General features: G+C 44.7%; 15 protein-coding genes. 7 read left to right on the top strand and 8 right to left on the bottom strand.

Features of this window, described 5'->3' with window-relative positions; translation table 11 throughout:
* Nucleotides 1–512 precede the first annotated feature (512 nt).
* Together CVN76_RS05260 and CVN76_RS05255 are read left to right on the top strand one after the other, a co-directional pair.
* Nucleotides 513–740, top strand: a complete 228-nt coding sequence (locus CVN76_RS05260; protein WP_100530141.1) for a helix-turn-helix domain-containing protein — start codon at nucleotides 513–515, stop codon at nucleotides 738–740.
* A 19-nt stretch (nucleotides 741–759) separates the two neighbouring features.
* Nucleotides 760–915, top strand: a complete 156-nt coding sequence (locus tag CVN76_RS05255) for a hypothetical protein (protein ID WP_232732054.1) — start codon at nucleotides 760–762, stop codon at nucleotides 913–915.
* Nucleotides 916–946: 31 nt separating this feature from the next.
* Here CVN76_RS05255 and CVN76_RS05250 read toward each other — a convergent pair whose 3' ends face one another.
* The 4 genes from CVN76_RS05250 to CVN76_RS05235 all read right to left on the bottom strand — a co-directional run bounded on the left by CVN76_RS05250 (nucleotide 947) and on the right by CVN76_RS05235 (nucleotide 4572).
* Entirely contained in the window at nucleotides 947–1366 is a 420-nt protein-coding gene (locus CVN76_RS05250; protein WP_100530526.1) for a hypothetical protein, read from the bottom strand.
* Between the two features lie 1003 nt (nucleotides 1367–2369).
* Nucleotides 2370–2588 (bottom strand): hypothetical protein, encoded by a 219-nt coding sequence (locus CVN76_RS05245; RefSeq protein ID WP_100530525.1) that lies wholly within the window; start codon nucleotides 2586–2588, stop codon nucleotides 2370–2372.
* A gap of 149 nt (nucleotides 2589–2737) precedes the next feature.
* Nucleotides 2738–3976, bottom strand: a complete 1239-nt coding sequence (locus CVN76_RS05240; protein ID WP_100530529.1) for an aminotransferase-like domain-containing protein — start codon at nucleotides 3974–3976, stop codon at nucleotides 2738–2740.
* Nucleotides 3977–4176: 200 nt separating this feature from the next.
* Entirely contained in the window at nucleotides 4177–4572 is a 396-nt protein-coding gene (locus CVN76_RS05235; RefSeq protein ID WP_100530524.1) for a VOC family protein, read from the bottom strand.
* Between the two features lie 287 nt (nucleotides 4573–4859).
* On the opposite strand from CVN76_RS05235, the gene CVN76_RS05230 reads away from it, so the two are divergent.
* Nucleotides 4860–5090 (top strand): helix-turn-helix domain-containing protein, encoded by a 231-nt coding sequence (locus CVN76_RS05230; RefSeq protein WP_061143952.1) that lies wholly within the window; start codon nucleotides 4860–4862, stop codon nucleotides 5088–5090.
* 170 nt (nucleotides 5091–5260) lie between these two features.
* On the opposite strand, the gene CVN76_RS30865 is transcribed toward CVN76_RS05230, so the two are convergent.
* Nucleotides 5261–5425 (bottom strand): hypothetical protein, encoded by a 165-nt coding sequence (locus CVN76_RS30865; RefSeq protein WP_157805541.1) that lies wholly within the window; start codon nucleotides 5423–5425, stop codon nucleotides 5261–5263.
* A gap of 316 nt (nucleotides 5426–5741) precedes the next feature.
* Between CVN76_RS30865 and CVN76_RS05225 the strand changes: the two genes are divergently transcribed.
* The 4 genes from CVN76_RS05225 (at nucleotide 5742) to CVN76_RS05210 (ending at nucleotide 11244) form a co-directional block, all read left to right on the top strand.
* Complete coding sequence (locus tag CVN76_RS05225) at nucleotides 5742–6659, top strand: proline dehydrogenase family protein (RefSeq protein ID WP_100530523.1); 918 nt, start codon at nucleotides 5742–5744, stop codon at nucleotides 6657–6659.
* 59 nt (nucleotides 6660–6718) lie between these two features.
* Nucleotides 6719–8260, top strand: a complete 1542-nt coding sequence (gene pruA / locus CVN76_RS05220) for an L-glutamate gamma-semialdehyde dehydrogenase (protein WP_100530522.1) — start codon at nucleotides 6719–6721, stop codon at nucleotides 8258–8260.
* Nucleotides 8261–8425: 165 nt separating this feature from the next.
* A complete protein-coding gene (putP, locus tag CVN76_RS05215; protein ID WP_198512493.1) occupies nucleotides 8426–9898 on the top strand; it encodes a sodium/proline symporter PutP in 1473 nt (490 codons plus the stop codon).
* A gap of 131 nt (nucleotides 9899–10029) precedes the next feature.
* Nucleotides 10030–11244 carry a PucR family transcriptional regulator gene (locus tag CVN76_RS05210; RefSeq protein ID WP_100530521.1) on the top strand — a complete coding sequence of 405 codons (1215 nt, stop codon included), beginning with the start codon at nucleotides 10030–10032 and terminating at the stop codon, nucleotides 11242–11244.
* Between the two features lie 119 nt (nucleotides 11245–11363).
* Here CVN76_RS05210 and CVN76_RS05205 read toward each other — a convergent pair whose 3' ends face one another.
* From CVN76_RS05205 to CVN76_RS05195, 3 genes are all read right to left on the bottom strand, one after another.
* Nucleotides 11364–12071: an MBL fold metallo-hydrolase gene (locus tag CVN76_RS05205; protein ID WP_100530520.1), complete on the bottom strand. Its 708-nt coding sequence runs from the start codon at nucleotides 12069–12071 to the stop codon at nucleotides 11364–11366.
* Nucleotides 12072–12224: 153 nt separating this feature from the next.
* Nucleotides 12225–13859, bottom strand: coding sequence for a glycerol-3-phosphate dehydrogenase/oxidase (locus CVN76_RS05200; RefSeq protein ID WP_100530519.1), 1635 nt, complete (start codon nucleotides 13857–13859; stop codon nucleotides 12225–12227).
* Nucleotides 13860–14189: 330 nt separating this feature from the next.
* Nucleotides 14190–14452, bottom strand: a 263-nt coding sequence (locus tag CVN76_RS05195) for an FGGY-family carbohydrate kinase (RefSeq protein WP_269800017.1), incomplete at its 5' end; no start/stop codon positions are given.

The raw sequence follows: 14452 nt of genomic DNA, 5'->3' as shown, positions 1-14452 counted from the left end.
ATGCCGGCTACATCAGGCGATAAAAAACTACTAACCGTTATCGAAGGCATGAAACTATAAATGGGCGTATTTATGGAGCGCTTAGGCTTACGGTATGTCCCTGCCATGAATGTTTTGAAGTCGATTACTTCTGGCTGCTGTTTTCTGAACATTTCGCTCATCTCCGTTCATTAGAATTATCTGAATATTTTCTTTCCCCTCTCGCGCTCTCCCCTCACTCTCTCCCTCCGGTCCTTCCTTAACAGGTTTCCGGAAGCTTATTAAACCGGCTTTACTGCTTATACAAGTGCACTTATATAACTGAGTTGAATCTGTTACGAAATTGAAAATTAAAACATCCGATTCTATGACGCTACCGTTTACCAACTTATTTGCTTTCGTGTTAATAGCCTATGTGGTACCGATTGTCCACGTTTACTTGTCCGCGAAAATAATTTTATCCGCCGGCGGGTATAACTTGTTTCATCGGCGGGCATGACTGGAATTAAAAAGCGAGTGAAAGGAAGATCAATATGTTTGGATTATTTGGAGGTAAGCCGCGCTCTAAATTAGGTCGATGGCTAGATGATCGGGGAATATCGCAGGAATGGCTGATAAAGACATCGAAGGTTAGCCGGACCACTATATCGGAGCTTTGCGCAGACAAACGGGAACCTACCGTGCAGACGATAAAGAAGATAATGAAGGCGATACGCCAAGTCGATCCAGGCGCCCGCAGCGAGGACTTCTTTGATGTCTAAAGGGAAAGGAAGGGAATTTATGATTGGAAACACAAAGATAATAATTCATTCGCCATTGATGGATATGACGGAGGATGAACGCGAGGCGTGGTTCAAATCGGAGATGAAAAAGGGTAATCCGGTACTAAAACAAATAGCAAAAGCCGTGAACGATTGCTATCGAAAATACGATTAACAAAAAAAAAGCCCTAGCTCAACGGCCGGGACTAATATGCTATGTTTGATATTTGTCGATATTGATCCTGCGTACATTTTATATGAACTTCGTGATTCACGCCTTCTTCGTCGACTAGGTAAAGGTAAGCTGTTGAGTTATCCTTCTTCTTAGCACCTAACGCAGCTCCAGCGATTGTCCCTAGAGGACCCGCAACAACCGTACCAAGGATAGCTCCGCCTGCAGCCTTACCAACACTTCTACTTCCACTAGGCTCCCATGATATACGTGAAAATGTAAAGTGCTTCTGTCCGAATAAAGTAGCAATCTCAACCTCGCCAGACTTCCGTCCCTTCATAACCGACATCCTATTAACAAGACCCTTCCCTTCTACGTTATCAGTTAGAGCATGACCGCCTGACAATACGGCAACTGGTACACGTGGTCTAAACACTTGCTTCCAAAAACCCATACTTAACGCCCCCTTTTCCTTAAGTATAAACGCTACCTACCGGAATATGACGGAATTATTCCAAAAAAAACCATAGTGTAAGTTTCGTATAGTTGCGTGTAAATATCGCTCAACCCCTGGAAATAAAAAATATTATCCGCGAGTTCGTAGTTGCAGCTGCGGAGATTTGGGCATACGGCCTTTGGGGGCATGCAACTAGCGTCCTCCTGCATGTATATCTATTCATCCATGCGTATAATAATAGATCAACGTTATTCAATTTAACGAATGAACAACGCAAAACTAGTTTACATAATAGACATTTGCGGAAGTCTATACGAAACACAATCGTTGATATAACAGCGTTTGTTCATAACGGATTATTATCAAATATGCACGTATGTAAACATCGTTGATTTAATGCGGTTTATGCTGCGCTAATAAGAGCGATGTACCTCGCTATCCTGCATAATGCTTAGGACCATTCTGTGTATAGGATACTGCATAAACGATAAGCTGAGCCCCGGAGTTTCAGACGTCTATCCCCACGAGGAGCTCCGTGCAGGTGAAACGGACGCTTAGCCCTAGTATGCGCCCTATCATCGGAATACTTCGGAATATAAAAGGTCAGCGTCCGTTGTTATTAATTTCCGATCAGCGTAACGGCACACAACGTTGCAGCGTACGAGTGCTATAGCGTATAATAAACGAATCGGAAAGGTAGAAGGCAAGCGTACGTTGATATATCGGCAGCATACCGTCAATTGCTACGCTGGCAGCGTAGAGGTCAGCGGTTCGATCCCGCTATGCTCCATACTTAAAAAACCCTTGATATTCAAGGGTTTTTTTCTGTTTATATACCACTGAGTACCCGGAAAAATTCGCGGCGTGAACGTGAAGGGATGCCTGTAACTCTTAGAATATTCAAATAGAAAGACAACTGGAGTTTCTCTCATTTTCCATAATCGCAATCCCTTATCGATAATAGCATCACAATAATCATTAAGCTCAAGATTATATGAGCTTAATGATTATGAGCAAATTCAACTTTAAAAAGTTTATCTACCCAGACTCTAGCTGGATAATGCATGACGAATTCCGGGTCACTATCCATTAATTTATTATAGGCGGTATTCTGTAGGCGATACTCTGCTTCCCTCTCCGAAATGTTCAACCTTCTTTGAACCTCTTGTACAACTCGGGACGTATATCTAAGCTTCAACATGTCCTGGTTTACCTTCATTTTTCAACACCACCTTGCTATAATGATATACTTTGAAGCTTCAGGAACCGAAATCTGGTCATCTCTTCTTTCAAAGTGTTCAAACGAAGTGCAGTTCTTCCCCGGTATTTCGTCGAATTTACCTCCATGAACAAAAAAACCTACCCTGTTTAAGGAGTAGGTGCATTCGTATCATTTACTTCGCGATCAGGCAGTCCGTTAAGAAAAGGTGCGAAAATCCTTCCCAGTCTTTGTATTCCATCGATTATTTCTTTCTCATTGGCATAACTGAATGAGAGCCGCAGAAACTCGGTTCCATCACTATGATTCAAGAAGAAGTATTTACCCGGAACATATGAAACCCCCTCAGCCAGAGCCTGTGGTAATGATTCTGACGTATCAACGCCGGGAATCCTCACCCATACAAAATAACCGCCAGCTGGCACATACCAGGAAACGGGGTCAGGAAGGAATTGTTCCATCGCACGGAGTAACACGGCACATTTGGCACGATACACATCCTTTAGGAGGTGTAGCCGTTTCTCGAAATTCGTATTTTCCAGGTATACAGCCATTGTACTTTGTGAAAATGGATGATCTAAATCTTTTTTAAACCACTCTGATGCCTTGATGAACTCACTATCTCCTGCTATCCACCCAATCCTCATTCCAGGCGCCACCACCTTGGATAATGAACCAACGTGGAGGACGCGGCCGCATTCATCAAAGGATTTTATGGGCGGAGGATTTTTATCGAAGGATAACTCCCCGTAAGCATCATCCTCAAGTATGAGGAAATCGAACTCGCTGGAAAGTTCCAATAAATGTTTCCGGCGCTCAGTGCTCGTCGTCGTCCCGGTTGGATTTTGATAGGTTGGGATGGTATATAGGAAACGCGGGAGAGTCAGACCGCTACGTTTCCTTTCAACCAGCATTTCCTTCAATCGGTCCGTTTGGATTCCTTGCTCATCTATAGGGATACTTATGATGTGCTTCGTATAGTTTTGAAAAATCTCCAAAGCCTCCATATAGGTGGGAGATTCTACAGCTACTACCGCTTGATCATCGAGGAGAATGCGGGCAATCAGATCGATTGCCTGACAAGCACCTGAAGTAATCAAAAGCTGTTCCTCCACAACGAAAACTCCACGCTCTGCCAGCCTTCTCTGGATTTGCTGTTTTAATCTCGTTACTCTCGGGCTTCCGAGATAATGAAGAGGCAAATCGTGCTCTTCATCGAGAAGTCTGGCTACCGCTGCTTTAATCTCCTCGGCAGGAATCAAGGCTGGATCCGGATAACCTGAACTCAAGCGAATGCAACCATCCGGCAAATTCGGCATCCAGGCACCAGGCGGATCATTCTTAAATGCCGCTTTACTATTTTCCGAAAAATAAGATCCAACCTTCACTTCGGCCACACAACCTTCCGTCAATTTGAATAGATTACTACTTTCTTCAACATTTTGCGGATAACCATCCGTTTTACATCATCTCGGCTTATGGAGACAGCAACGCCTTTTTCATATTGCAAAAATAAAGGAAGGCAGTTCATCCGCCTTCCTTCACCTTTTACGAACCGCTTCCTGTCACCTATCACCCATTATCGGATCTATTTTGCATTCAAATCGGGTTGATGGATTCCGAATATATTGCCCTCGGTATCCGTATAGTATCCTTGCCATGCCATTCCAGGAAGGGCATATTTAGGCATCGACACTTGGCCGCCACCCGCAATGATCTTCGCTTCCGTTGCATCATAATTTTCCACACCCATTGTACATGCAAATGCATTTAACGCTTGATTCGTTTCCGGTGGAGCCGTTTGACGCTGCATCAGGGCTCCATTGACCCCAGGCTCGTTTTCATCGCCAGTGACAGCTCCAAAGTAGGGCATTCCTGCATAGTCACTCCAATCCTGAAAGGACCATCCGAATACCTCTCCATAAAACTTCTTTGCACGTTCCATATCATTCACATGAATTTCGAAATGAACTAACCTTCCCATGTTCCCCTCCTACTTTCACAAAAAATAATATGTCTTATTTATCATTATAATAGATATGTTAATAAATTCAATTATCAGATAAATATAATCTTTTATATATACGCCCATAGCTTTGGAGCAAGTCAGTTACCGGTTCATCGCTGATGCCCTGCCGGTTATGGTTGTATATTTCTTCCGCCTCTTCCGTGGCCATGTCACCGGTATACCAAATCTTTGCGAAACTATGCGTATATTTTTGCGAAAGGTAGACGAGACTGCTAGTAAATAAAATCTAGGAGGTTATCAAAATGTTCCGATTCGGGAAAGGAAAGCATCGCAGTAAGGTAGGCAAATTAATCGATAAGCATGGATATTCACAAGAGGAGTTTGTAAGTGCTTCTGGAATATCACGGAATACGATAAGCAGAATTTGCAGCGATCCGAAATACGTACCGTCAGCCGGAGTATTAAAGAAAATGATGAAGGCCATTCGGAGTCTGGATCCCCATGCAAAGTCGGATGATTATTTTGATATTTAAGGATGAAGAAAACGCAGGCTCTGCAGTCCAATCCAGCTATACTCCATAACGAAAAAAACCCTGAAATCCATTCTAGGGTTTTTTGATCTTTCATCCCATTAACATCGCAGCACATCTTCAAGCAGGTTTCCATTGTCGGTCCGGGACAAGTGCTTATGTATCCGCCGCAGCTATTTCCGGCTGAACATTTTCTTAATGAATTTGACCATAGGTGTCATGATGGTTTCACGTAAATTCGTGAGGGTGTAGCCGATCAGCCCCATCAATATCAAAACCAATATTAACCCTATGATCAATCCGGTCGTTTCTCTAAGTTCTTCAAATACAGCAGCCATTCCTTATCCTCCCCCGCTATCCGGTATGACTTATTTTACCTCTTCATCTATTATAGATACCCATTCTTATTAAATATGGTTCATTATAACGTATTGGCTGAATATGGTCGAGTTGCCACTTCTATCACCTCCCGCAAGCGTTTCAATTTACATGAAAATAAACAGCTTCCCCTTCACCAATAAAATGAAAACCCTTTCTTTTGTCCAAAACCGACAAATACGAGACAGAATTATTGGTTTTTTCGAACATTGTGAATATTGTCGAAAAACCGTAAGCTTAATTCATGAATACATCTTCTTAGGGGGTGCGCTTTATATGGAAGCCATTACAAGGGACTTTTTCTTGTTTTTATCTAAAAATAACATGCTAAATAATATTGCCAAGAAACGCGGAGGAAGCTTCGCCGCCGGTAAGATCATTGGGGGAACGGATTTCCAAAGCTCGATTAAATTCATTAAACAGCTTAACGATAGTGGCTTATCGGTGACCGTCGACCATCTTGGGGAGTTCGTTGATTCAAAGGAAGTGACTCAGGAGCGGACGGCTGAATGCATCGAAACCATTGAGATGATCAGCAGGGAAAAGCTCGATTCACAAGTTTCCTTGAAGATGACTTCCCTAGGTCTCGATATCGATCATGCACTGGTCATCGAGAACATGACGAAAATTCTCGATACAGCTGAAAAGCATGGTGTCATGGTCACGATTGATATGGAGGATGAGGTTCGCTGTCAGGCAACCATCGATATTTTTAGGCAGTTCAAAGAAAAATACAACTGCATAAGTACTGTACTCCAAGCATACTTATTCCGCACAGAGAAAGATTTGGATGACCTTGGTCAATATAAGCCATTTCTTCGTCTCGTTAAGGGTGCCTACAAGGAATCTCCCGAAGTGGCATTTCCCGAAAAGGCAGATGTGGATGAAAACTATAAAAAGCTGATTAAACAAAGTCTGCTTAACGGCAATTACACAGCCATCGCTTCCCATGATGACAAAATCATCGAATATACAAAAGAGCTGGCGAAAAAGCATAATATCCCAAATACACAATTTGAATTTCAAATGCTTTACGGCATGAGAAACAAAACCCAGCACGAACTGGTCAAGCAAGGTTACAAGATGCGTGTCTATGTTCCTTATGGCCTCGACTGGTATGGGTATTTCATGAGAAGGCTTGCTGAGCGGCCATCGAACATTTCCTTCGCTTTCAAAGGGATGGTCAGAAGCTAAACGATACATCAATACATTTAAAACGCTTCAAAAAAATCCATGAAAAGGTGTGATCATCAATGATTTCATATAAACACGAACCATTTGTCGATTTTACAAACGAGGAAAATAAAAAAGCGTATGAGGCAGCCCTTCAAACAGTAGAAGGCTACCTAGGCCAAGACTATCCCCTCTACATCGGTGCCGAAAAAGTGACGACTGACGAGAAAATCGTTTCCTATAATCCTGCGGATAAAGAGGAAGTCATCGGCCGCGTATCAAAAGCGAACAAAGACCTTGCTGAAAAGGCGATGCAGGAAGCCGTCACCGCTTTTGAAAGCTGGAAAAAAGTGAAGCCGGAAATCCGTGCTGACGTTTTATTCAAAGCCGCAGCCATCATTCGCAGACGCAAGCATGAATTCTCGGCATTATTGACAAAAGAAGCAGGTAAACCTTGGAACGAAGCGGATGCAGATACTGCGGAAGCGATCGATTTCCTTGAATTTTATGCCCGTCAAATGCTGACGCTTAAAGATGGTGTGCCTGTTCAAAGCCGTCCGGGAGAATATAACCGTTATGATTACATCCCACTCGGGGTCGGCATCATCATTTCTCCTTGGAACTTCCCATTTGCAATCATGGCAGGCACCGCCGTTGCAGCTATTGTCACTGGGAACACCATTCTATTAAAACCAGCTTCGACCACTCCTATCGTCGCAGCGAAATTCGTTGAAGTGATGCATGAAGCCGGTCTTCCAGCAGGTGTATTGAATTTCGTCCCAGGAAGCGGAGCCGAAGTCGGGGACTATCTAGTGGATCACCCAAAAACACGTTTCATTTCCTTCACTGGCTCACGTGATGTAGGTCTGCGCATTTATAAACGTGCTTCGGAATTGAATGAAGGCCAAATTTGGCTAAAGCGCGTCATTGCTGAAATGGGCGGAAAAGATACAATCGTCGTCGACAAAGAGGCAGATCTTGAATTGGCGGCACAATCGATCGTCAAATCGGCATTTGGCTTTGCCGGACAAAAATGCTCTGCTTGCTCCCGTGCCGTCATCGTGGAAGATGTCTATGACCAGGTTTTGGATCGCGCTGTCGAGTTAACCAAGCAGCTGACAGTCGGGAATCCTACCGAGAATCATTTCATGGGCCCGGTCATCGATCAGGCAGCCTTTGACAAAATCATGAGCTATGTTGAAATCGGTAAAGAAGAAGGACGCATTCTTGCCGGCGGAGAAGGAGATAGCTCAAAAGGCTACTTCGTTCAGCCGACGATCGTGGCAGATGTCGATCCGCAAGCAAGACTGATGCAAGAGGAAATCTTCGGACCTGTCGTCGCGTTTGCCAAAGCGAAAGACTTTGACGAAGCGCTTGAGATTGCCAATAACACGGAATACGGTTTAACTGGTGCCGTCATTACGACAAATCGTCTGAACATGGAAAAAGCACGCGAAGAATTCCATGTAGGGAACCTGTATTTCAACCGTGGCTGTACGGGCGCAATCGTAGGCTACCAGCCATTCGGCGGATTCAATATGTCTGGAACCGATTCTAAAGCAGGCGGACCGGACTACTTGCAGCTTCATATGCAAGCCAAAACAACATCCGAAACGTTCTGATAACTGTTTCAAAAAGCTATTGAAAAGGAAATGCCCTCGTTTTGGTGATGTATCTTCAACTATATGATACAATACAAAACGATGTAAATTGGAGGAAGTGACAACTAGGTTGCTTCCTCTTTTTAAACAAAAAATTAACTATTTCATCCTGAAGGGAGTCTTCCTATGATCGATTTTTCATTAATACTTTCCATTAGCATTTATATGGCGGGCATGCTGTTAATCGGATATTTCGCCTACAAAAGAACGTCCAATCTAAATGACTACATGCTGGGAGACAGGGGTCTTGGTCCTGCTGTCACTGCATTAAGCGCCGGTGCTGCCGATATGAGCGGCTGGCTCCTGATGGGGATGCCGGGCGCCATGTTCGCAACAGGGCTCAGCTCGATATGGATTGTAATCGGCCTGACGCTTGGTGCTTATGCCAACTGGTTATACGTGGCACCTAGACTGAGAACGTATACGGAGGTCGCCAATAATTCCATTACGATTCCCGCTTTCCTGGAAAATCGTTTTGGCGAAGGATCACGGATCCTAAGGCTCATCTCGGCATTGGTCATCCTGATATTCTTCACGTTTTACGTTTCTTCCGGAATGGTATCCGGCGGCGTTTTATTCCAAAGTACATTTGGCCTTGATTACCATGCTGGGCTATGGATCTTAACAGGCGTGGTCGTGGCCTATACGTTATTCGGCGGATTCCTGGCGGTAAGCTGGACAGACTTTGTTCAAGGGATCATCATGGTCGTCGCCCTTGTTCTTGTACCGATCGTTACCCTTTTCCATGTTGGCGGCTTCGGCCCTTCCATAGAAACCCCGCGTTCCATTGATCCTGCCCTTTTAAATATTTTTACCGGAACGAGCCTTTTGGGGATCATCTCATTATTCGCCTGGGGACTGGGTTATTTCGGACAGCCCCATATCATTGTCCGCTTTATGGCGATCAGTTCCGTCAAGGAAATAAAGAAAGCCCGTACCATCGGCATGAGCTGGATGATCTTTTCCACAATAGGTGCGATGCTGACGGGATTCATCGGAATAACGTATTATTCCCAGAACGGTCTCAAATTAGCTGATCCTGAAACGATTTTCATAGAGTTAGGGGAAATCCTTTTCCATCCATTCATTACTGGCTTCTTGATCTCAGCGATCCTGGCTGCCGTCATGAGCACGATTTCTTCGCAGCTTTTGGTTACTGCCAGCTCTTTGACGGAGGATATATACAAAACCTTCTTCCGTCGCTCCGCTTCCGATAAAGAGCTTGTCTTCCTAGGAAGGCTTTCCGTTTTGATCATATCCATCATCGCGCTCATTCTCTCTTGGGAGAAAAATGACACGATTCTTGGACTTGTCGGTTATGCATGGGCTGGTTTCGGATCTTCATTCGGTCCGCTTGTGCTGCTAAGTCTCTGCTGGAAGCGCATGACGAAATGGGGTGCTTTAGCTGGGATGGTCGTTGGTGCCGCGACCGTGATTTTCTGGTCGATGGCAGGCCTGTCCGATACGCTTTATGAAATGATTCCCGGTTTTGCCGCAAGCTTGATTGCCATCATCGTCGTCAGTCTGCTTACAGCTAAGCCATCTAAAGAAGTCGAACAGCAATTCGAACAATTCGAAAGAGCATTGGAAGAAAAATAAATCTCCTGTAAGGACCGGTCCATGATAACTTTTTCATGGACTCGGTCCTTCTTTGCGCTTGCCCCTATACACATCTTTCGTTTATCAGTATTATTAAGGTGTAATCCACTTCAAAAAACTGGGGGCCATATATGTCATTAGAAAAAATCCTTACTCTCACAAACATCAACGATATAACCGATATGGTCAGCACATACTTAAAAAAACCTGTCGTCATTGAAAATGAACAATTTTTATTGCTGGCATATAGTTCGTATTATATCGAGCACTTCGACCAAGCCAACCGGCAAACGATCTTCACGAAGCATTGGCCGATCCCGATTTTGGAGAAATTCATGGATGAGGGCATTGTCGAGCAGCTTAAAACGGTGCAGCATCCATTCCGGGTAAAGCAAATCGAGGAAATCGGCTTAAATCAAAGGGTCGTTGTAAGCGCTGTCCATAAAGGACAGGTTTTTGGGTTCATTTGGGTCCAGGAAACGGAAAGGATGCAGGATGCCGATTTGGAATTTTTACATGAGGTGTCCCATCATATCGGCAAGCTCCTCCATCAAAAAAAACAATTGAACATGAAAAAAGACGAAGAAAAGAACGAGTTCTATCAAAAGATCATTGACGAAGTCTATCAAACTGAAAATCAAATAAAATGGGAAGCGGCCAACATGGGCATCCTCATACCGGAAACCTTTGTCGTGAACGTCTTCACCATCGCCCAATCCGATGCGGAGCTTCTTGATGAATTGACGGATACAGTCAGCTTATTTGCCAATGCCTTGAATCATTTTTCCCATGTATTCACAAACCAGATGAAGGTCGTCGTCATCATTGGCAGCAATGGGAAAGGCATGCTGGCTGATAGCGCCCATGATTTCACGAATACGGTACTCTCCCAGTTTCATGATCATAGGATCTTCCCTGGAATCGGTAATGAGTATTCATCGATCCTTCAATTGCGGAAATCTTATCTCGAAGCATTGGAAGTGATCAACGCCGCCAAGTTCATCGGGCAGCCTGAACAGCTTCCCTTTGAATACAGCAAACTAGGTATTTTCCGTTACCTCGAAATGATCTCCAATCATCACACAAAAACGAATTATGCCAACAAATATTTACAGATTCTTGAAAAGAAGGACCAAGAAAGCCAGACGAAGCTCCTCCAGACGCTGGAGGTATATTTGCTGAACAATTGCCGGATCAAGCCGACGGCTGAGCAGCTATACATTCATACGAATACCTTGAAATATAGATTGAATCAAATAGCCGAGCTTACATCCATCGATTTTGACGACATGCATTCGCGAATACAGTACTACATCGACTTACAGCTCATGAAGCAGAAAAAATGAATGGGTATCCCCTTGCCATGTTCCATACTCCAAAACCCTTGCGGCACAAGGGTTTTTTTCATGCTTCGCGACGGGTGCACGCTTCAATGGCATATGTGAGCTCATTTACACTCCACTTTTCATGGCTGAAGCTTCGACTCCGCTTCAACGATTGCCCTGTACATCGAATCTCCGGGCTGTTCCAGCATCTTCCCATGGCCTATAGCAAGCAAACGCGGTTTATAGCTAAGTAATTTCTTAGCACTTTCAAGAGCAATCCGCTTATCCCAGGTGACAAGGGATGGGAAAGGAAATAAAGGCTTGATCACGCCATTCACCGCCGTTCCCCCTCTCGTTTGCAGGGCATCGCCGGCAATCAAACTATGATTCCGCGTGTCGATCAGCGAAATCGAGCCAGGTGTATGCCCGGGAGAAAGAATAACTTCCAAAGAACCAATCCGGTCCCCCTCTTTTAGGAAAGAGTCAGGCTCGGTTTGTATATTTTTTGGAATTCCCCCGCGGATCGGGGAATCTTCACTTTCCAGGCGTGCAGAATCTCCAGCAAGTAAAGCTGCTTCCCTGATCGAAATGCTCACGTGCATATCGGGAAGCAACGCTTTTAGCCCGTCCAGTGCACCGACATGATCCTCATGCGCGTGAGTGATGATGATTCGTTTGATCGGTTTTCCAATGACCTGTGCTGCCTTCACTATCTTTTTTGTGCTGTAAGGTAAGGCAGCATCGATTAACGTTAGGCTATCCTCTTCTTCTACAAAATAACAATTCACAGGAAAAACACGCGGCATGAAGGATAGTTGATATACGGTACCTACCTTGGTCATTTTCATCTTATGACGAACGCCTCCCGCAAAACCAATTGACAATTAACTAATACGTTGAGTGTATCAAAAATATTCCATTCTTAGTTAGGCTGATGTCGGCATCCGCCCCGAAAAACAAGGCACCAGCAATATCGCTGGCGCCCTGTTTTCCATTATAGGTTACGATACTCTAATTGCACCGAGTATTTCCTGTTCCAGTTGTTTTGTTCTTTCCTCTTTCGTTGACTCGGACCAGCTAAAATATCCAGCCATATAGTCAATCACGGCACTTTTATGGGTTTGGACTAAATCTATATCGAATAAAAGGGTCCCCGTCCTGCGGAAAAAGAAGTCGACCGGTGTTGCCGCCATTTCATGATCCAGGGCATATCTCAACTGTACATACAATTTCTGCGGGAGACTTGTTGCTTCGTCACGATCGGTTTTGGCGATATCGAATAACAGATGTGCGTTTGACCCATACATGGCCAATAGATCCTCGGAATCCTTGACAGATAGCCCAGAGTCCACTCCCGCTTGCATTTGTTGCTTAATATAGCTTGAAAAGTTTCTCGATCCCCCGACGTTGCCTCCGGAAATCGGCATGCCCTTCGTCTTGCTCGCTGGGTACGACTTATTGGACTTCCCTGCCACAAGGTCGACCGTCGTTTTCGCCATTTTGCGATAGCCGGTCAATTTCCCGCCCGCTATCGTGATCAGTCCCGAATCGGACTCCCAAATTTCATCTTTCCGGGAAATTTCCGAAGGGTCCTTCCCTTCCTCCAGAATCAATGGTCTTACTCCGGCCCAGCTTGATTCGATATCATCCTCGGAAATCTTCACCTGCGGGAACATATAGTCAATCGCCTTCAATAAGTAAGTTCGATCTGCCGATGTAACCTTCGGAACGGCCGGATTGCCATCATAAAACGTATCCGTTGTGCCCACATAAGCCTTACCTGCTCTTGGGATGGCAAAGATCATCCGTCCATCGGGCGTATCAAAGTAAATCGCCTGCTTCAAGGGGAATTTCGCTTGGTCGATGACCACATGAACACCCTTTGAAAGCTTCAGCGTTTTTCCCTGCTTCGATTGGTCCTTTTCGCGGATTGAATCCACCCAAGGTCCTGCTGCATTGATGATTTTGTCTGCATGAATTTCATACGCGGCCCCAGATAGTAAATCGGCAACCTGGACCCCAGATACCTTTCCGTTTTCATATAACAACTTATCCACTCGCGTATAATTAATCGGTGTCGCCCCTTTATCGACGGCTGCCTTCATGACTTCGATCGTCAGCCGGGCATCATCTGTACGATATTCAACATAATAGCCTCCGCCCTTCAGTCCCTCTTTCTTCACAAGCGGCTCCCGGGCGAGCGTTTCATCTATTGAAAGCATCTTCCTGCGTTCGGCTTTTTTTACGCCTGCCAGGAAATCATAGACGCGCAGCCCAATGGAGGTACTGAACTTCCCAAAGGTGCCTCCTTTGTGCATCGGCAGCAGCATCCATTCCGGCGTGGTCACATGCGGCCCATTTTCATAAACGATCTCCCGCTCTTTCCCGACCTCAGCCACCATTTTTATTTCAAATTGCTTCAAATACCGCAGCCCCCCATGGACAAGCTTCGTCGAACGGCTAGAAGTACCTGCAGCAAAATCCTGCATCTCCACCAACGCCACCTTCATTCCACGAGTCGTCGCATCCAAGGCAATGCCTGCGCCGGTAATTCCCCCACCAATCACCAAAACATCATATTTATCTTTTTTCAGCAGTCCGATCGTTTCTTCCCGATATTTATTCGAAAACTTCATCCTTAACTCCCCCTTCATCAGCTTGTTTTACTAGTATATTTAGACGTTTACACGTCAGTTTGTGCCATTACTCGTTAATTTGCGTTCGTTACTCGCGAGTTTGCGCTGCACTCGTGAGCTTGTGCTTTTATTGTTAGTTGGTTCGTTTTTCTTTTTTATGGCCCTCACTATCCATAATCTGGAATGGAATACAAAAAAGAGACCATAAATGCACATTATCGTCTACACGATAACGCATTCATGGTCTCTCCTGTTCTCCGGCCGAGTTATTAACTTGATTTCAGTATACCATACTCCAATTGATTTTAGAAAGGAATTGCCTTGTTTTTTTTATTTAAAGGCCATCGCTGCATGTACGGCTTTTTTCCAGCCTCCATATAATTCTTCGCTTGCTTGCTGTTCCATGGCTGGTTTGAAGGTTTTATCTATCGCCCATTGCCGGGAGATTTCTTCTTGATCCTTCCAATAGCCAACAGCAAGTCCGGCTAGATAGGCAGCGCCTAGTGCGGTCGTTTCGTTTATCGTCGGTCTTTCGACAGGCACTTGCAGTAAATCACTTTGGAATTGCATTAAGAAATCATTTTTGACAGCCC

The sequence above is a fragment of the Bacillus sp. mrc49 genome (genome assembly GCF_002803435.1).
Note: the sequence above shows the minus strand (reverse complement) of the source record. Positions and strands in the feature narration are given on the sequence as shown.